Source organism: Seinonella peptonophila, assembly GCF_900129355.1.
GTDB lineage: Bacteria > Bacillota > Bacilli > Thermoactinomycetales > Thermoactinomycetaceae > Seinonella > Seinonella peptonophila.
On sequence record NZ_FQVL01000006.1, the window covers coordinates 171823 to 192091 of the forward strand.

The following is a 20269-nucleotide window of genomic DNA, read 5'->3' on the forward strand; positions in this document are numbered from 1 at the left end:
TCACTCCTATTATCCGATCAAGATGGGTGTATTGATATTTGGATAGCGTTCCTGTAATTGGGTCAAGGCAACCAAAATTCGTTCAAAGTCTCGTTTCCCTCCATTTCGAGCCACATCGCTTAGCAGCCGACTCACCCATTCAGCCTTGGTTTGATCCTGTTTACCTATTTGTAGTAATAGCTTGAAAGCGCCCTGCTTGAGTTGACTTCCTTTATTCACATGTAAAAGTACTGTTCTAAAAAATAACTCCATCTTCTCTAATAGCATCTGATCCAAATCTAAACGCTCTGCCAGTGATAAAGCATAATCTTGTACGACAAGATAAGGACTCTCTGCTGCATGGGTAAAGAGTTCTTTTAGATCCAGATGTGCGTCATGCTTGCTAACCAATTGCATCGCAATTTGCTGAACATCAGTACGTGCTGTATCAAGTAGTCCATAGATTAATGCTGGGCGAACCGCGGATAATTGTTGCAGATGCTTCATCATCCATTCTCTGGTATCATCCCAATCCGTCTCAATGAGGTTTACAATCCAATCATCCAGCAAGCCTTCCGTGCGACGCTCGATCATCTTTCTTGCTTCTTCACGCACTAGAAAGACAGGGCAATGGGCAAGCTCTAAAAGCTGTTGAAACGAAAGCTGTTGTGGATCAGGCTGTGTAAGAGCAAGCAAACGTGCCCCAAATTCTTGAAAAGCACTTTGATCACTATGAAGAAGCAGTAGGATACGATCTAATGATGTCTCTTTTAACTCATGGAAGAAGAGACTTCCTAAAATATCTTCTAATAAATAAAGACGGATCGATTCATCTACATTTGAATCAAGCATATGTTTCCAACACTTTTGTAAGTATTCAGTTAGAAATGGCACCGTCCATAAAATCCGGTCAGCTAAAAATTGCGTCAGAAATACTTGATGTGCCTCTCCGGGGATCATCGTCAGTGCAAATAATGCATCGACATCGAATTGTAACTTGGTAAAATGATGCTCAATGAACCTTCGAGTACGCTCCACCAGTTCTGTATTTGGTGAGCTGAGAAAGGGAATCACATCTGTAGCAGTAAGTGCGATCTTACTCGGATCAATTTTTGAAAAAACTTCCATGATTAATGGGTCGAGCTGGGGATGATTTATGGATACTAACCGTACAAATAAAGCTCGATCCAAATATTTAAGGAGGATCGGAAAAAGCTCTTGATGCAAAAGATTGGTAACATCATAAAACCAATGATTATAGGAATGAGAAACGTCTTTAGCACCTTGAAGCGATTGAATCAGGAACATCAACACTTGATTCCATCGCTCATGACTCCAATCATATTGATGACTGAGTAAAAATCGAATCGCTTCATACCTTACTTCACGATGTTGAGAAAATATAAATTTGCTAAGCTCCTTTGCATACACCAACGGGCTACGCTGTAATAGAACTTTTGCTGCAAATGCAGCACGCGTTGGTATCTGACTTTGGAACAGCTCTTCAAATACTTGATTATCAAACTGTTCCATATAGCCTGGATTTCCTTGAAAAAGAGCACGAGCCGCAAATTCGATAATATTGGGTATTTGGGCTTCACAGATTAACTTCCATAATAGCTCAGGTGCTTGATCCCATAAGTGTGGAAAAGCCTCTTCACGTTCTTCAGTAGGTTCTTCACTCACAATTTGGAAAGAAGAATTTAAATTTTTATAAACATGGCGTTTACTATGATGGTAGATGATATGGTTATACAACCAGAGGTGAGAAAAGTTTTGTCCATAGTTCCAACTATACCCTTTACTATCCTGATTGGTATAGCAGAGTAATACCTCCGTAGCGAATTTCACATATTCTGGTGAATTTTCTTCTCCCAATCCACGAAGAAAACGCCAAGCGCGTCGGCGCAGGTAATTACGAGTATTCGAACTATATGTATGACGATAGATATTACCTACATCTGCATCAAATCGATGAGCAAGCATCGCCCAGACTTGTTGATCCTTACGACGCTCTGTTAGTTTAAAGATGCCTTTTATGTAGCGATAATAGTAGTTATGATGGGGTACCCATGCATGTGAATAAGAACTGACTCGGAATGGGTTATAGATCCAATTGATTTTGTAAACTTGAAACCGATTATCCTTAAATTGATCACTTAACTCTTTAAAATTGCGAGCTTCTGTTAATTCTAGAAAGGCTTGTCTTGCTAGTGGATGATCCGTTACATAAAGCGTCCAAATCCATGAAAAGTCCTTTTTCTTATCGATCGGCAGATAGCGATAATCATAATAAGATCGTGATGGATTGGGAACTTTGGGCTCATAACAATTCAATAATGAGAAGGCATAATCTTTTAGCTCAGTAATAAAATTTGGGTCTTCTTGATGTAGCAAATTCAATAGATGCTCAGGTAACGGAGAAAACGGCTCTTCTCGCTCCCACCAAGCATCATATGACTTTGGCATATGGCTTCTCCCCTTTGATCTCTGGATACAAGAAATGCCCGGTAAATGAACCGGGCATTTCAGAAATTTATCTACTAAAAATCCTTGAGTTGGCTACGCCACTGTACAGGACCCCACCTGGTACCCCCCTGGATATGACGGCCACGCCTACTCAGGTCTAATCCAGGGGGGTACCAGGTGGATTGGGCCTGCCAAAGTAGCGCGGAGCCGGGTGACGAATTGTTCACGTCAAGGCAAACACAGCGTATCGCCGTATATTAGCAGCTAGATAAATCTCTATGTATATGAAAAATTATGAGATACCCTATAAATAATGTCAAGGTTTATTTTAATGAAAATATAAGGCAAAATATTGAAATCTATTTTAGTCAGATTCATTATAGAATCAATAAAAAACATTCCTCTATACTACAGGCATGACAGACTGATGAAAAAACCCTATTTATAAAGAGAAGAAGTATGGAACATTGGGTAGAAGAAGGAGAAATCGTGGAGTCAATATTTCGCTGCGGAGCGACTTTCAGGCGCTATAAAGCCGCGTCTGTGTAGCGAAGAATAGGCGGTAGTACTGTCTGAGGCATAGCCGAGTTGATACCGCCCTGAGCGCGCAGACGCGGCGCCTTGAAGACATCGTCGTAGCCTGAAATGGAGGCGAAGCGTGAAATATTGACGGAGCTTTTACTTTGTCTACAAGCTGACATACCTCTTACTAAAGACATGAGGTGATGTCTTTTCAATCTATCAAATTCTAAATTTAGATAATGGAGATGTAAACTCAGCTATCTTATTTCCAATCGGTAAAAATAGAGTGTTGCTAAAACAAACGAAATGGAGGAAACGATCAGAATGGACAGATAGGAAAGAATGGGAGCATAATCGTCTACAAATGAATGGCTTACAATCGTGTGCACAGCTGACCAAGGAAAGAGTACGCGATACTTTGAATCAGCCAATGTAATATTAGATAATGTGATAACTGCATTAAAAATAATGGTTGGAACATAACTTTTAGTTAAAAAAACAACTAATATTGTCGGAGTTGACATCAGCAACATTAATGTTGCACCAAACAAATATTGTTGCATGGTGTTCGTTAGTACTTCCATGCTTAGGCCTTCAAATTGACCCATTAATCCTAATAACAAAGTAAGCATCCACGAGAAAAATGTAAGGAGCATAATCCATAGATACAGAGTTATCATTTTACTCAACATAAATTTAAACCGAGAGATCGGTAATGTGAGTAAATTTTTTAATGTATTTTCTTCATGTTCGCGATTAAACAAATACGTAGTGATAATGCCATAAAGTAAAACGCCCAACAACATGAGAATATTGAGATTGGTATTATAAAAAGAAACAGAAAAGGTGATTTCAGTGTCGGGTTTTTGACTTTTCATATTCAAAAAAGCGATAAACATAATCACAGGAGCGGCAGATGCACCAAGTAGACTAACCAGAACCATATTGGCTCGCTTTAATTTAAGCAATTCTGTATAGATTAAATCAACCAATAACCCCACCACCAATCTGCTTAACAAAATAATCTTCTAATGTTTCCTCATTCATAGTAATACGCGATACATCAACTCCATTTTTAACTAAAACCCTATTTAGAGCCTCAGCTTGTTCTATTTTAGAGAATAAACGAATTTCACCTTGCTCAAGTATTTCATAATCTGTTGTATAAAAATGTTTTTCTATGACAAGTGCAGCTTTTTTCATATTGGATACTTGAAAAACAAGATATCTTCGATTTCTTTTTCTCAATTCATCTAAAGCCACCTCGTCCAACAATTTTCCCTTGTGGATCAAACCTACCCGATCAACTAACAATTCAATTTCGCTTAAAATATGACTTGATATTAAAATAGTAACTTGCTTCTCTTTACATAACTCAAGAAGAAATTTTCTCATTTCTTGAATTCCAATAGGATCTAAGCCATTGATTGGTTCATCTAAAATTAATAACTCAGGTTCATGTAAGATTGCTGCTGCTATCCCTAAACGCTGTTTCATACCCAAAGAATACTCGGAAAAAACCTTTTTTGGTTCCTGGTCTAGTCCAACTTTAGATAAAGCATAAGCAACTGCATCAGAGCGATGAACTCCTCGTAATCTAGCTAGGATGTTCAAATTTTCGTTACCTGTTAAATTATGATAAAAACCTGGTGTCTCGATTAATGAACCTACACGTAAATAGAGTTCTTTCGCCATCCTTTTACACTCTTGACCAAAAAGATAAACTTTCCCTGAAGTAGGTCTTACCATCCCCATTATCATGCGGAGAGTTGTACTTTTTCCTGCACCATTACGACCTAATAGTCCATAGATTTGACCCTTTGGTACATGTATGTCAATCGAATCAACTACCTTTTTTGTACCAAATTGACGTGTTAAATTGCTTGTTTTTAAAACCCAATTCTCCATGTTATCCCCCTTCTCTTTTGTCGATTATAAAAGACAGTTCTAACATGGAGCTTACTTAAATCTTACTTTTTCTTACTTAATGGGAACGATACACGAACTGTCGTTTTATGTTGCGGTTTACTGACCATCTGGATTGAGCCATTCATTTTTTCTAATAATTCTTTAGCGATTGCAAGTCCTAAACCATATCCACGCTCTGAACGTGCTGAATCTCTTCCTTTATGTAGGCGATCAAACACAAATTCCACCTCATAACTGGAAAGACCCATGCCATCATTCCATATTTCAAATATAACCTGCTCTTCTTCGATCCAAGCAATTAATCCAATCTTTCTTTCACCATATCGCGTCGCATTTTGTAATAAATTATCAATCACTCGAAGTAACGCATGAGAATCTCCTAAAATAATCGGTTCATCGTCTGGAATTTGAATTTCAACTGCAAATCTCTTTTGCTTGAATCGAGGTATCCATCCAATTAACTCATTACGTAATAACTCAAACAGATCAATTGGCTCTATTGTTAGATTTAACTCATTTGCATCAATCTGTGCAATCATAAACAATTCATCGATAAACTGTTGTAAAGAATAAGCCTTATTTCGTACAATCTGTATATATTCTTTTGTTTCGAGACCTACTGTTCCATCGCTTAAAGCATCTAGATAACCTAAAATCGAAGTAAGTGGCGTTCGTACGTCGTGTGAAAGGCTGGTCAACATTTGTTTTCTCGCTTTATCAGCTCGAAGCGCTCTAATTTTATCAGCTTGAAAAGTCTCTACCAACCGATTGACACGAAAAACAAGGGGAGCAAGTCGAGTTTTATCACGAACAAAAATTCTCCGACCTTCATTACCTGCAATGATTTCATCAACAATTTGTGCTATGTGTTGAATCTGTAATCGCAATCTCCATTCTCGATATAGGAAAAACAGTGTAATAATTGGAAACGCTATATAAATAAACAACATATTATTCATCATCTGACACTCCACTAAACTTGTAACCAATTCCCCAAACAGTGATGATATATTGAGGATTGGCTGGATCAGGTTCTATTTTTTTACGCAAGCGACGAATATGAACCATGATATTATTATCATCATAAGCATATTCATCTTCCCACACATGACGATAAATCTGTTTTTTAGTGAAAATTTGCCCAACATGTGATGCTAGAAAGTATAACAATGAAAACTCTTTGCTTGTTAGTCCACAATCTTTTTTATCATAAGAGGCCAACATCTTGATTGGATCGATTTTTAGGCGACCGAAAACAAGCATCGAAGGCTGTTCAACGGCTGCACCTAATACTACATATCGCCTAATCAGCGATTCAACGCGAGCAGTTAATTCAGAAAGACGAAATGGTTTGGTTAAATAATCATCTGCACCTGATTTTAAGCCCAGCACTTTATCTAGCTCATCATCTTTTGCTGTTAAAATAAGTACTGGTGTATTACGAGTTTGACGAATCCGTTGTAATGTGGCAATCCCATCAAGCTCTGGCATCATCATGTCAAGAATAATTAAGTGATACATCTGATTTTTCAAATGCAATAAACCTTTTATACCTGTGTGTGCGAGATCAACTTGAACACCGTCTACCTCTAAACACTTCTTCAATAATCTACATAACTCAACATCATCATCAATGATTAGTATCCGTTTATCCATCTGATAGCTCCAATTGAAAATATTGTTTTACAATCAAAGGAATTTCTGCCGATGATAATCTTTGTTTTCTCTTCGATCCATTTTCAACAATTGTCAGCTTATTACCAATCAAGGTCACTCTGCCCAGCTCTGTCACACGAGAGCAGAAAATATCCTGCTGAAAACTCGAATCAGGATCAGTCTCTACTATTCGACATATTGGTACTAGTTTATCTAGCGACCAATGATCTGCTTCTCGTTCAAAACGATACAACGTTTTCCAAGTCTGTTCTTCCCGCTTCTGAACATAGCAATACCTTTTTTCTCGATTTACGCGAAAAACTTGGCCCAGAGGATCAACACAAATCTCCCCGTTCAAAGCTATGGGAACTCTAGGACAATTGCCACCAAATCCAACATCGACCACATATTCACTATGTTCTAGAGGGATAATCAAGAATAGATGAGCATGTTCAATCGCCCATTTCCCATTACCTAGATAGACTGTTCCTGCCATTAATGTAGGTTTGTAACCTAATTCTTGCAAAAAATAATAAAAGAGACCATTTAATTCAAAACAAACCCCACCTCGGCGCTGTATAATCAACTTAGTAAATAAGTCTTTAGCAGACAGTGATAGTGGTTTTCCATTTAAAATATCTAAATTCTCAAAGTAAATATGAAGAAGATGTTGTTTCTGCAAAAGAGTTAGATGATCAAAATCAAGTGAATTTGGCATATTGCTGTTAATTCGTTGTAAATACTGTTTTATATTCACATGCTCACCTCTTCTATTCAATTGCTACGTCTTAGACACAATGTATCTTGGACATAGAAAAAGATGCTATCATTTTCATTTGAGGAGCTTTGTTTATGAAGTTTTATGATGCACATATTCACCTTGACCAATATCAAGATCATGAGATTGAGACTTTTTTTACTTATCCGTCGCTTAAAGGAGTGATCGCTGTATCGATGGATTTGCCATCTTCTCAGCGAACGCTTGACTTGAAGCGTCGTTACCCAGATCGAGTGATTGCTGCATGCGGCTTTCATCCTGAGCAGAAGTTAACAGACCTATCACCGCTACTTGAGTGGATGCACAATCATCAAGCAGAAATTGACCTGATTGGAGAAATTGGACTCCCCTATTATCAAAAATTATATACTGACGAACAAGCCATAAAGCAACTGCGACCTTTCTTAGCTCTTGCAGCCGAGTGGGACAAACCTGTCGCTCTACACGCGATCTATGAACACACAAGGATTGTCGTTGATCTACTACAGGAATATGGGATTCAAAAAGCGCAATTTCATTGGTTAAAAACAGACAAAGTAACTTTACAGACAATGGGAGAACAGGGCTACTATATCTCATTCACACCTGACATTTTATATGAGCCAGATATTCAGCAAATTGCCTTGCAATATCCCATCGAGCAAATCATGGTAGAAACAGATGGTCCATGGTCTTTTGAAGATCGCTTTCAAGGACTACGCACCAGCCCACTCTGGGTAGAACATGTTATACGAAAACTCGCTGAGCTTCATCAGCTTCCCACAAAACAAATGGCGGAACAAGTTCTGCTTAATACACAACGATTCTTATCTATTTAAAGTAAATATACATTGAAGCTATTTTTGTAGGCTTTATTATGCTTACCCTAAATAACATCGATATGTTTGATAAGGATATGAAAGACTCTTTGATCATGTAATAAACTCTCCCATATTGGGATGCGGGCAACACCTAAAGTTTCCTGAACACCAAAAAATTGACCAGCTTTGATATGAGCTGGTCTTTGTCTATAATAAATCACAAACGGTTCAATCTACTCTAGAATGGAGAATTTCTATGCAGATCAAGAATGTTCAGATACATGATGCCCATGTTGCTTATTATATAGAGGGTTCAGGTTCGGCTGTTTTATTAATCCATGGGACAGGAGGCTCCGCCATTGGCAATTGGGGTGGAATCATCCCTGCCCTCGCAACCCGTTTTCATGTGATTGCTCCAGATTATTCCGGTTCAGGGAAGACAGAAGACTCAGGTGGGACTTTAACACTGGAAAAATTAATCGAACAGCATGTAGCGGCGTTGAAAAATGAGGGATTGACATCGGTTCATGTTGTTGGTTATTCACTAGGAGCAGTGATTGCAGCTGCGCTTGCCGGCAAGTATCCCCACTATGTTCAATCGCTCACTTTAATTGGCGGATGGGTGGAAAGTGATCTACGAGCCCAGTTTCGCTTTGACTTCTGGCAAAAGCTCTTTCATCAAGATCGCGAGCTATTTGCCCAATTTGTCATGTTAACTGGTTTTGGCTCAACCTTTTACAATAAATTTCGTGATATACAACAATTGGTTCACACGATTCCTGATTTTGCTGCTGGAATTGAACTTGGGCTTGATCGACAAGCACATCTTGATGCAAGAATCAAAATTCGCTCACTCGTTACCAATATTTCAGCACCTACCCAGGTGGTCGGATTAACAGAAGACCAAATGGTTCCCATCGAATATTGCAAAGAGCTAGCGGAGTTAATTCCCACAGCGCAATATCGAGAAATTGAATCTGGGCACTTGGTCTTTGCCGAAAATCCAAGAAAACTTCTTGCAGTGATTGAAGAATTTTTACTAGAAAATGATACATAAACAGAAAGCCCCAGATGGAGCTTAGCTCTTTATTTAATTGGGGTGAATTATATTTCACAAACTTAATGACCGATAAGTTTTTTGAACCCCACATTTCATTCAAGAAAGAGCGAAATGTGGGATCTTATATGTCAATCAGTGTATTCAAACTTGCAAAAATCGGATCAATCCTAAGATAGCAAAGCAAAATAGCACAAAACCGACACCAATACCTGTAATAGCGCTATTTGCTGTGTTTAGTTTTTTAGACAACCATATTGAAATGATAGCAACTCCAATAACAAGGATTGCTAAAATATATAGACTGGAATCTTTAAATATATTTTTCAACCAGAAAAAGTGAACACCTACAATTAACGCAATCCAAGGAGCCACATAATTATTTTTCTTATATTTAATTAAAACGAAAGCGCCTATTGCTGCTAAAAGAAACTCAATCAATACAACAACTAAATAATATTTGTACACACTAGGATCTGACAAAACAGTACGTCCATGCCAATTCTTCACACTTAAATATATTCCTATTGCGCTTATTATAAATGCTATGCCAGAAGCAAGCCCTATATATAGGCGCCAGTTTTTTCTTGGATTCTCTTGAGCCCAACCAAACCAACAGAAGCTAAACATACCGAAAATAGCTGTATACATTGCATAATCCCTTATATAATCTATGAGAACTCCTCCTATTATTTATTTAATCATGCATATCATATACTATCTATATAAGAAATAGGCTAATGGTAGACAAAGTAACATATTTTTATTTGATCAGCTAAATAAAAAATGAAAAACGGATGCTTTATGAGCAACCGCTTTTATCATCCGACTAATTGCATTACACACTCATGCTAGGTAGAACTTTTTTTCGTCCATTCGTCTTATATTCAACCACTATCCTTCATCATACCAGCCAGTCGGTCTTACTTGAAGGTTGACGTTAATCTGTTTTACTTCTGTATACTCTTCATAACCAAAGGTACCAAGCTCTCGTCCGATTCCACTCTGCTTATAGCCGCCCCAAGGAGCTTCATTATAGGTTGGATGATAGCAATTGATCCAAGTAATCCCCGCGCGAAGTTTTCGAATGACACGCATCGCTTTCGCACCATCCTGAGTAAAAACGGCTCCAGCCAGCCCATAGATGGAATCATTTGCCAGACGAATCGCTTCTTCTTCATCGCGAAAGGTTTGAACAGCTAATACAGGGCCAAATATCTCTTCTCTAACAATCGTCATCGTCGGTGTCGTTTGGGTGAAAATGGTTGGTTCTACAAAGTAACCTTTTTCCATTCCATTTCCGATGATTCGATTACCGCCACAGACCAACTTCGCTCCTTCTTTCTTTCCTAACTCAATATAATGCAATACTTTATTCATGTGAGCTTCAGAGATCAAAGGTCCCATCTGTGTACCGGGTTTTAATCCATCACCAACACGGATTTTACTTGCTTTCTTTGCTAGTTCTTCAATAAATGCATCATGGATACTTTCCTGTAGAATTAAACGTGATCCAGCCGAACATGCTTGCCCTTGATTAAAGAAGATACCAGCTATGGCATAATCGATTGCTGTTGGCAGATCGGCATCAGCAAAAACAATGTTGGGCGATTTCCCCCCTAGTTCTAACGAGATTTTCTTTAGATTGCCACTTGCTGCTTGCATCACCTTGCGACCAGTCTCTGTTCCACCCGTAAAGGCAACTTTATCAATATCTGGATGTTCCGCAATCTCCTGTCCCACTGTCGCACCTGCTCCTAAGACCAGATTAACCACACCTTTGGGAACACCGATTTCATCGATCAACTCAAAGAGTTTGATACTTGTTAATGGCGTGATTTCAGATGGCTTAAAGACAATGGTATTTCCCGCAGCTAATGCGGGCGCCAACTTCCAAATCGCAATTAATAGTGGAAAATTCCATGCTACAATTTGCCCACATACCCCAATTGGCTCCCGTATAACCATCGCATGCATCGGATCAGAAACATCATATGTCTGACCATGTGGTTTTGTTGTGATTCCTGCATAGTAACGCAGGCATTGCACTGCATCGGAAAGATCAATCTCAGCCTCATGTAATGGTTTCCCATTGTTGAGTACTTCTAACTGTGCAAATGCTTCGCTTTCTTCTTCTAATCGATTTGCTAATCGTAGCAATAAATCTGCTCGTTCATTGGCAGAGATTCCCCACCAGCCATCGTGATAAAAGGCTCTTTTGGCAGCTACTACTGCTTTTCTAACATCATCTTGATTTCCTTCTGTCACTTGCGCGATCACTTCACCTGTGGCTGGGTTTAACACTTCTCGTCTCTCTCCAGTGCTAGATAACACCCACTCTCCATCAATATACATTTTTTGTAGCTGTTCCATCCTTTTACCTCCAGCTCATTTATACGTGATCTGCAAAGACACTTTCCATTACAGAGAGTCCTTCTTCTAATTGCTCATCACTGATCACGAGTGGAACCAAAATCCGAATCACATTCCCAAACAGCCCCGCGCTTAAAATAATTAATCCTTGTTCTACACATTCTCGAACCAAGGTTGCGGTCAAATCTTTATCTGGTTCTTTACTGTCATGATCCTTTACGATCTCCATCGCGCACATTGCACCCAGTCCTCGTACGTCTCCAATAAATGAAAATTGCTGCTGCATTTGTTGAAAACGTGTCTGCAATCGTTCACCAATCACTTGCGCACGAGCAATCAACTCATTTTCCATCATCTTGATCACTTCAACTGCCGCCACACAACCAAGTGGACTTCCACCAAAGGTTGACCCCAGCTCTCCCGGATTAGGGGCATCCATAATCTCAGCTCGACCAGTCACAGCGCTAATCGGCAGTCCAGCTCCAAGTGATTTGGACATCGTGATCAAATCTGGAACCACTTCAAAATGCTCCATAGCAAACATTTTCCCTGTTCTACCAAAACCGGTCTGAATCTCATCAGCAATAAATAGTATGTCATGTTTTTCACAAATCTGTTTTACACCCTGCACAAAGTTCTTTGAAGGAATAATAAACCCTCCTTCTCCTTGTACAGGCTCCATAATCATTGCCGCTACTTGTTCAGCCGGCACTTCTGATAAGAAAAACTCCTCTAACTGACGTAAGATTTCTTGATCTAACTCATCTGATGAAACTTGAAACGGTGCGCGGTAATAGTAAGGAAAGCGCATTTTATAGGTATCAGGAGCAAAGGGGCCAAATTCATATTTATAGGGTTTCACTTTACTTGTCAGCGACATGGATAATAATGTTCGACCATGAAATCCTCGTTCAAACGAAATGACCCCAGGTCTTCCGGTATATTTACGCGCTACTTTAACAGCATTTTCAACAGCTTCTGCACCACTATTTAAAAAGAAAGTCTTCTTTTCATGCGTACCTGGTGTAATTTGATTTAGTTTTTCAGCAAGGTGTACATAAGGTTCATACATAATGACAGGAAAACCTGGATGAATATAATGATCAAGTTGCTTTTTTAATGCCTCTATTACAGTGGGTGGACAATGCCCCACATTTAGAGTACCAATTGCCCCGGCGAAATCGATCAGTTGGTTACCATCCACATCTGTTACGATGACGCCTTTTCCTTGTTCGATAAAGGTAGGGGCCGTATTTGAAATACCTCTAGGGACGCTTTTTTCACGCCTCTCGAGCAGTTCTTTTCCTTTTGTACCAGGTATTGATGTTTTCAATTGAATAAAGCTCTTCCCATCCATAATCAAGACTCCCTTTCGATTATCAATCAATTTCTGCAAATTGAAGCGCAACTGCCCGCATGGGCGCACCGTCTGCACCAGTCATTTTAAGTGGTAATAAGGATAAAAAAGGGCGGTGAAAATCGATTGCTGCTAGATTGGTCAAATTTTCAATAATAATCCCATCTTCCCCAAGGATCAGGTGATGAACTGGATACTCATTAGTCCCTGTATCATCAATGTTGATTGCATCTAAAGCAAAGGTACGAATGCCTCGATCTAGTATTGCTTTAGCGGCTTCTACAGACAGATAAGGATGTTCATAATATTGATCTGTCCGATTATATTTTGACCAACCTGTATGAAAAATAACAATCTTGCCTGGCTCCATCTGTGGTAGATAAGGAGAAACATCTTTTAAAAGAATGGGTTGATGAGGCTTCCGATCTAAGACAGAAATGATGATCCCTTCACCTACGAATAAAGAAAGATCACATGCTTCAATCGTCTTTCCCTCTTGAATAAAATGGTATGGAGCATCAGCATGTGTTCCTGACTGCGAGCCCATACATACTTGCAAAATGTTATAGCCATGATTTTCAATTGTTGCAGTTGGTTCAAAAGTTGGATGTGGATCACCTGGGTAAACTTGTGTTTGCTCATCTAGATTTTGGGAAAGATCAACAATCTTGATCACTTTTGGCATCATTATCCCCTCGCTTATATAATTCTGGCTTCCTCTCCATCAGCATGGTATAAAACTCTTGCCGCGCTTTATTTGTTTGTGTTGAATCAATCTCAGCATATAGATAATCTTCTTCATCAACGAGTGAAACCATTTCAGTCCCAGTTGCATCAAAGATACGACTTCCACCTGTAAAATCGAATGAATGATTTTTTCCAATGTAATTACAGGTAACCAAAGGGGTCGCATTATCCAGAGCACGAGCCATACTAAACTTGACATAAGAATCTAGATATGGCTTTTCCCATGCAGCAGGTGCAATCAATAGATCGACTCCATCTAATGCATGTGAGCGAGCTACCTCAGGAAAGGCAAGATCCCAACAAATCAGCAAACCAACCTTACCCCATTCGGTCTCCACAGTCTGTAGAGCATCACCCGCTGTAAAATGGGATCGCTCAAGGCTGGTTAGATGTGTCTTATGATAGGATTGGGTCACTTGTCCTTGTGGATTCATAAAGTAAATCGTATTGAATGGGCTCTTACCTTGATTTTGTTCTACATTCCCATAAACCAGATAGATTCCATATTGCTGCGCTAACTGTGAAAAGAACTGATACGTTTCTCCATGCCTTTCTTCTGCTAGGTCACGATAGCAAAGCTGAAAGTCATAACCGGTTACAGCTAATTCTGGAAAGATGATGAGCTGGACACTCGGTCTAGCTTGTTTAATCTTTTTGATCCATTGCGCCATCTGACGCCATTTTTCTGCTTTTTTGAATGGTGTTGCACTCATTTGAACGGCTGCAACGTAAATTTTCATGTTGCAACTTTCCTTGTCTTCATCAATAACCAATATAATATCGCTGTAAAGAAAAAGGTAAGCACTGTTGAGCCTATTGAAAGTGGGTGCACATAAGTGAAGTAATAAGCAAATACAGCTCCAAGTATATAAGCAACATAAGCAAAATAATTGATTCCATTGCTGTACCAATATCGTTTATTGTTACCGTAAATAATCTCATCCGCGTCGTAGTTCTTCCTTTTTAGTAGATAATAATCAACTAGAAAGATGGAGATGACTGGGATAAATAATGTTCCAATCACGGTTAAAAAGGCTTGGAAGTGTAAGAGCAATTGTTCTTTCCAAAGCGCCCCAAGCACAGCAATTATTCCCATGATCAGGGTAGGTAAGAAAAATTTCCGATTATGAAAAATTGCTAAGAATGACATACTCGCACTGTATAAAGCCATCGTATTGGTTGACAAGACTGACAAAAAAATGACAATGCCAGCAATAAAACCAAGGATTGGATTCAACCCGCCGATCAATGTAGTGGGATCATAATTTTGTTGCCCACCTTGCATAATGGAAAAACCCGAAACTGTCGCACCCAGCGCCATTGCAACGACTGTACCGATAAAATAGCCAAGTAATGTACCGATCATTCCCGTTTTTTCATCGGCACAGTGACGATTAAAGTCAGCAGCAGTCGGCATCCATGAAAAAGCAGTTGCCACTACCATATCAAAACCGATCACCATTGATATTTTTGGATTGGTACTGGTAGGCATCTCAATTAGCTCTCCAAGATCAAATACAAGAAACATATACGTAAAGACGATTAATGAGAGGACAAGCATAGATGATGCAATAATATTTTCGGTTCTTTCAATTCCACGATGCCCATAGAGTGCAATAATCACAACTAATACTTCTACAAAGATGACAAATAGATTGATATTATCATATCCTGTTAGGAATCGAACCGCATGATTCAGACTGAGACCGCCCATATATGCCTGTATCCAGCTCCAACCGATTAAGACGATCACATTAACCGCTGAAGGGAGCGCAGCACCACGATATCCAAAAGCTCCTCGCATCAGAATCATGGTTGGTAATCCTGTACGGGTACCTACATTCCCTGTAAACAAGAGCGGGACTGCACCGATGATCGAACCCAGTATGATCATCGATATTGCTTGCGTAATCGTAAGATCAGGAACTAAAAGCATTCCTGTAAAAATTGTTGTGACCACGACATTTGCCGCAATCCACAGAGAAAGGGTAGAAAAAAAGCGCATCGTTCGCTCCGATTGCAGCGTTGGCTTCACACTATCCTGACCAAACTGATTGCTGACTTCCATTGATCCGTTCCTCCTAGAAACCATAATTTTGCAAATATGTTACTGCTCCACGCCCTTGATTCGCCGCTTTTGCATGGCAACCAGTGTAATCATTTCATAAGCTACATTGGAAGCAACGACTGCTGTAATCTCACCACTATCGTAAGCAGGTAACACTTCAACTAAATCAAATCCTTTTAGATTTATTCCATCTAATCCTCTTACATAAGAAAGTGCCTCATAACTGGTGGGACCGCCCACTTCAGGTGTCCCCGTTCCTGGCGCATATGCAGGATCAATAAAATCAATATCAAAGGAAACATAAACAGGCTGTTTCTTTACTCGCTGGTGAATACGTAGTAGCACTTCTTGCTGTCCCATCTCCCTGACTTGCTTCATTGTGATCACTTCAAAACCAAGTCTTCGTGCATCCTCCACATCATCCGGTTCATAAAGCGGACCGCGAATGCCAACTTGAATGGAATGTTCCACGTCTAATAACCCTTCCTCAACCGCTCGTAGAAAGGGTGTCCCGTGCATATACTTTTCCCCGTAATAGTTATCCCAAGTATCATTATGTGAATCGAAATGAACAAGCGCCATTGGGCCATATTGTTTTGCAAAAGCGCGCAAATTCCCTAATGTAATCGAATGATCCCCACCCAAAATAATGGGCACAATCTGCTTTTCCAAAATGGGTGCTAGCCCAGCTGTAATCTGATCATAAGTGCCTAAGATATTACCTGGGATCACATCCAAATCCCCATAATCTACTCCAGAACAATAGTCAAAAATCTGAATCTCTTGCTCTGGATTATATGGTCGTAGCAATGTCGAAAAACCGCGGATATGTTGCGGGCCTAAACGAGCGCCTACGCGAAAAGACTGTGCTGTATCAAAAGGAATACCCAAGACAACAAAATCAACATTTTCTGTTGTTGTTCGCTGTTCCAAACGCATAAAAGTAGGAATTCCACAAAAGCGCGGCGATTTCGATGAATCTTTTGGTTTAAACATAAAACAGACATCCTCCTACCAATATTTTGATTTGATGGAGCATGTCACTTAGTCTATCCATAAATACTTTTTAATAGTCAGTTTCTACGATCTAATGCTGATCCCTCATTTCCATAAATTCGGCAAAAGTACCCGCATGAATACCAGAACCGCCATCGACCTGGATTGTTTGTCCTGTAATAAAGCTGGAGGCATCTGAAGCTAAAAACAGAACAGTTTGAGCAATATCTTCTGGTTTACCAAGTCGATTTAATACATTATGACGAACAAATCGCTGCTTGACCTCTTCTGTGAAGTAAGCTTCGGTAGCTGGTGTGAGGATTAAGCCAGGTGCAACTGCATTACAGCGAATCCCCTGTTTACCATGCTGTGTGGCAACATAACGGGTTAATGAAATAACTCCTGCCTTCACTGAACCATAGGCAGAACTGTCTAGATCTCCAAGAATTCCTGCCATAGAGGCTGTATTAATAATCGAACCACCACTGTTTTCAATCAGATGAGGAATCACATGTTTACAGCCATACCCAATACTTCTAAGGTTAAGCCTAAAAGCAAAATCCCATGTCTCTTTGTCTAAGTCAACAATTGCATGATCTTTATCTGCTTTTGTTCCACCGACATTATTAAATAAGATATCGACTTTGCGATAAGTTACCTTTGCGATCGTGATCATTTCCTGAATCGATTCTTCCTCTAATGCATTTACCGATACAGAAATCGCGTCCCCTCCAGCTTGTCTAATCTCTTCTACTACTTTTTTTACACCATCAAAGTTTATATCAGCAGCCACTACTTTCGCGCCATGACTAGCCATTAACTTCGCTGTCGCTAAACCAATTCCAGAAGCGGCACCCGTCACAATCGCTACTTTTTCTTGTAGACGACCCATCCCACATGACCCCTTTTTACAAATATGCATGATTAAATATAAGATCTCCCAATGTCAAAGTAGATATCCATAGCAATCTCGCATAAAAAACCCTCTAGACATCTAAAGAGTTTAGCTGATAGATTAAGTCATGTGATCTGCTCGTGATCGTGGTTCCCGGCTACGCTTCACTACATCTAAAGGATCTAGATTCATGAGCTGGTAAGCGAAGAAAATATTTACTCAAAAAGCCCCCTTGGCATTCATATCCAAAGGGGGTAAGATTTGTAACTCTTTATCAGGTTCTACATTACATGTCAATCTAAAGGTGTTTTACTCAACTGTAACGCTTTTAGCAAGGTTTCGCGGTTTATCCACATCAAAACCTCTAGCTACACAAGCGTAGTAAGCAACAAGTTGCAAAGGTACGACAGCAAGGACGGGGGATAGTATGTCGAGTGTTTCTGGTAGATGAAGTACAGCATCAACTGATTTCTGTAGTTCTTGATCACCTTCGACTGTAAGACCAAGTAAATAGGCGCCACGAGCTTTTACTTCTTGAATATTACTCACCATTTTCTCATAGACAGCACGTTGGGTTGCTAATGAGATAACAGGAATTCCTTCTTCAATCAAGGCCAATGTCCCATGTTTTAGCTCACCAGCCGCATAGGCTTCGGAGTGTATATAAGAGATTTCTTTTAATTTTAGTGAACCTTCCAAAGCAACTGCATAATCGAGCCCACGTCCGAGGAAAAATAGGTGTTCATGGTTCACAATTTGTGCAGCAAAGTCCTTGATTTTGGCACTTTGTTCAAGGATTGCTTCTACACGCTGTGGTAAACGGGTTAGCTCGCTTACAATCTGTTTTGCATCCTCTACTGTACAAGTGCCACGCATTTGGGCAAAATACGTACCCAGTAGATAAATGGCAATCAATTGAGATGTATATGCCTTGGTCGAAGCAACTGCGATCTCTGGGCCTGCCCAAGTTATCAGCACTTGATCAGCCTCACGCGCTACACTACTCCCCACTACATTCGTAATGGCTAAGACTGTAGCTCCTGCTTTTTTTGCTTCTCGCAGTGCGGCTAATGTATCTGCTGTCTCGCCTGATTGGCTGATCACAATCACCAATGTCCGTTCTGTAATAATTGGATTGCGATAACGATACTCAGAGGCAATATCGACCTCGACAGGAATCCGTGTCAAATCTTCAAATACATATTTGCCAACTAATCCCGCATGATAGGCGGTTCCACACGCTACAAATTGCACTTTGTCGATCTGCTGAATCACTTGACTAGACAGAGAAATCTCTTGACTGAGATCAACTTGCTCCTGGCTAATGCGACTTGCCATTGTATCTTGAATGGCTTTGGGTTGCTCATAAATTTCTTTCAACATGAAGTGTTCATAGCCGCTCTTTTCTGCTTTATCTAAGTCCCAAGTGACACGTAAGGTATCCCTTTCCACAGGCGTACCATCGATTTTCATCAATTGAACGCGATCTTTCTCTAAAATGGCCATTTCTCCATCTTCTAGGATATACACATCCCTTGTGTGCTTGAGGATCGCTGGAATGTCCGAAGCGATAAAATTTTCACCATTTCCCAAGCCAATGACCAACGGGCTCGCATAACGTACCGCCACTAAACGACCAGGTTCTTTCACACTGAGCACGCCTAATGCATATGCACCATGTAATCGCGCCACCGCTTTTTGCACAGTGGAAACAAGATCTCCATCATTAAGATCAGCAAGGAGCTTTGCGATCACCTCAGTATCTGTCTCCGAAGTAAACGTATAGCCTTTTCCGATTAACTCTTCCTTCAGCTCCAAATAGTTTTCAATGATCCCATTATGCACAACGGCAAATTGACTTTGCTCATCAGTATGAGGATGGGAATTTTGATCGGAAGGTTTTCCATGTGTTGCCCACCGTGTATGACCGATTCCAACATTTCCTGAGAGTCCAGCAGATTTCAGCTTGCCTTCTAGGTCTACCAAACGTCCTTTCGATTTCTCAACCCGAATCCATTCACCATTAAAGATCGCAACACCAGCCGAATCATAGCCACGATACTCCAATTTCGATAGACCTTCCAGCAGAATAGGCTGTGCTTCTTTCTCCCCGATGTATCCAACAATTCCGCACATTTGATGAAATACCCCCATATCTCATATTTGTTATTTTTTTGTCTCGTCATACGATTGCCTTTGTCAAACAAGTCACCTTGCTTCTTTGTGCAATCGCTTCTCGGTCGTGACGTCAACCGGGAGGTATCCGCCGATCTTCGATAAACCTCCTCCTCGTCAACTGCATCAGCATGCAGTCCAGGCGCTTTTAATCAAATCAATATCTCGTCATCTCTACCTCCTATCTGTTGTTTAAAACAACATATTCTATGCTAGGATAAATTCGACAATAAGTAAAGTCTATTTTTTTCAACCATACATCTATTCCCGATTTAGATAGATTCTAATACATATAAATTGAATAAATAGATGATATTTTCGGCCAAATGATCCCTATTCATAAAGTCTTAAACCAGATGTAGATAAACTCATGTGATCGGCTTGTGATCGTGTTTCTCGGCGACACTCCAACCGGACCCTCCAGGCTGTGGTACTGTCGCGTTCTGAGCCTTCGCGGCCAGGCAAAAC

17 protein-coding genes are annotated in these 20269 nt (G+C 40.0%); 2 read left to right on the forward strand and 15 right to left on the reverse strand.

Going from position 1 to position 20269, the window contains the following annotated elements; all coding sequences use genetic code 11:
- Positions 1–9 precede the first annotated feature (9 nt).
- From BUB71_RS11525 to BUB71_RS11550, 6 genes are all read right to left on the reverse strand, one after another.
- Positions 10–2448, reverse strand: coding sequence for a hypothetical protein (locus tag BUB71_RS11525; RefSeq protein WP_073154991.1), 2439 nt, complete (start codon positions 2446–2448; stop codon positions 10–12).
- 779 nt (positions 2449–3227) lie between these two features.
- On the reverse strand, positions 3228–3971 hold the full coding sequence (locus BUB71_RS11530) for an ABC transporter permease (RefSeq protein WP_340148298.1): 744 nt from the start codon (positions 3969–3971) through the stop codon (positions 3228–3230).
- Complete coding sequence (locus BUB71_RS11535) at positions 3955–4878, reverse strand: ABC transporter ATP-binding protein (protein WP_073154993.1); 924 nt, start codon at positions 4876–4878, stop codon at positions 3955–3957. The genes BUB71_RS11530 and BUB71_RS11535 overlap by 17 nt, the downstream gene beginning before the upstream one ends.
- Positions 4879–4940: 62 nt before the next feature.
- On the reverse strand, positions 4941–5861 hold the full coding sequence (locus BUB71_RS11540) for a sensor histidine kinase (RefSeq protein ID WP_084731473.1): 921 nt from the start codon (positions 5859–5861) through the stop codon (positions 4941–4943).
- Positions 5851–6555, reverse strand: coding sequence for a response regulator transcription factor (locus BUB71_RS11545; RefSeq protein ID WP_073154994.1), 705 nt, complete (start codon positions 6553–6555; stop codon positions 5851–5853). The genes BUB71_RS11540 and BUB71_RS11545 overlap by 11 nt, the downstream gene beginning before the upstream one ends.
- The gene (locus tag BUB71_RS11550) at positions 6548–7312 is read right to left on the reverse strand and encodes an arylamine N-acetyltransferase family protein (RefSeq protein ID WP_073154995.1); all 765 of its coding nucleotides are present in this window, start codon (positions 7310–7312) and stop codon (positions 6548–6550) included. Before BUB71_RS11550 ends, BUB71_RS11545 begins: the two co-directional genes overlap by 8 nt.
- A 95-nt stretch (positions 7313–7407) precedes the next feature.
- On the opposite strand from BUB71_RS11550, the gene BUB71_RS11555 reads away from it, so the two are divergent.
- Together BUB71_RS11555 and BUB71_RS11560 are read left to right on the forward strand one after the other, a co-directional pair.
- Positions 7408–8151, forward strand: coding sequence for a TatD family hydrolase (locus tag BUB71_RS11555; RefSeq protein ID WP_073154996.1), 744 nt, complete (start codon positions 7408–7410; stop codon positions 8149–8151).
- Between the two features lie 238 nt (positions 8152–8389).
- Complete coding sequence (locus tag BUB71_RS11560; protein ID WP_073154997.1) at positions 8390–9190, forward strand: alpha/beta fold hydrolase; 801 nt, start codon at positions 8390–8392, stop codon at positions 9188–9190.
- A gap of 144 nt (positions 9191–9334) precedes the next feature.
- Here the strand turns inward: BUB71_RS11560 and BUB71_RS11565 are convergent, their stop codons facing one another.
- The 9 genes from BUB71_RS11565 to glmS all read right to left on the reverse strand — a co-directional run bounded on the left by BUB71_RS11565 (position 9335) and on the right by glmS (position 19762).
- Entirely contained in the window at positions 9335–9841 is a 507-nt protein-coding gene (locus BUB71_RS11565) for a hypothetical protein (RefSeq protein ID WP_245815577.1), read from the reverse strand.
- A gap of 243 nt (positions 9842–10084) precedes the next feature.
- On the reverse strand, positions 10085–11563 hold the full coding sequence (locus tag BUB71_RS11570) for an aldehyde dehydrogenase family protein (protein ID WP_073154999.1): 1479 nt from the start codon (positions 11561–11563) through the stop codon (positions 10085–10087).
- Positions 11564–11582: 19 nt separating this feature from the next.
- The gene (gabT, locus tag BUB71_RS11575; protein ID WP_073155000.1) at positions 11583–12920 is read right to left on the reverse strand and encodes a 4-aminobutyrate--2-oxoglutarate transaminase; all 1338 of its coding nucleotides are present in this window, start codon (positions 12918–12920) and stop codon (positions 11583–11585) included.
- Positions 12921–12942: 22 nt separating this feature from the next.
- Positions 12943–13608: a cyclase family protein gene (locus tag BUB71_RS11580; protein WP_084731475.1), complete on the reverse strand. Its 666-nt coding sequence runs from the start codon at positions 13606–13608 to the stop codon at positions 12943–12945.
- On the reverse strand, positions 13580–14407 hold the full coding sequence (locus BUB71_RS11585; RefSeq protein ID WP_073155002.1) for a carbon-nitrogen hydrolase family protein: 828 nt from the start codon (positions 14405–14407) through the stop codon (positions 13580–13582). The genes BUB71_RS11580 and BUB71_RS11585 overlap by 29 nt, the downstream gene beginning before the upstream one ends.
- Complete coding sequence (locus BUB71_RS11590; RefSeq protein ID WP_073155003.1) at positions 14404–15735, reverse strand: purine-cytosine permease family protein; 1332 nt, start codon at positions 15733–15735, stop codon at positions 14404–14406. The genes BUB71_RS11585 and BUB71_RS11590 overlap by 4 nt, the downstream gene beginning before the upstream one ends.
- A gap of 39 nt (positions 15736–15774) precedes the next feature.
- Positions 15775–16731 (reverse strand): agmatinase, encoded by a 957-nt coding sequence (speB, locus tag BUB71_RS11595; protein ID WP_073155004.1) that lies wholly within the window; start codon positions 16729–16731, stop codon positions 15775–15777.
- A 91-nt stretch (positions 16732–16822) separates the two neighbouring features.
- Entirely contained in the window at positions 16823–17623 is an 801-nt protein-coding gene (locus tag BUB71_RS11600; RefSeq protein ID WP_073155005.1) for an SDR family NAD(P)-dependent oxidoreductase, read from the reverse strand.
- A 312-nt stretch (positions 17624–17935) separates the two neighbouring features.
- The gene (gene glmS / locus BUB71_RS11605; RefSeq protein WP_073155006.1) at positions 17936–19762 is read right to left on the reverse strand and encodes a glutamine--fructose-6-phosphate transaminase (isomerizing); all 1827 of its coding nucleotides are present in this window, start codon (positions 19760–19762) and stop codon (positions 17936–17938) included.
- Positions 19763–20269 lie beyond the last annotated feature (507 nt).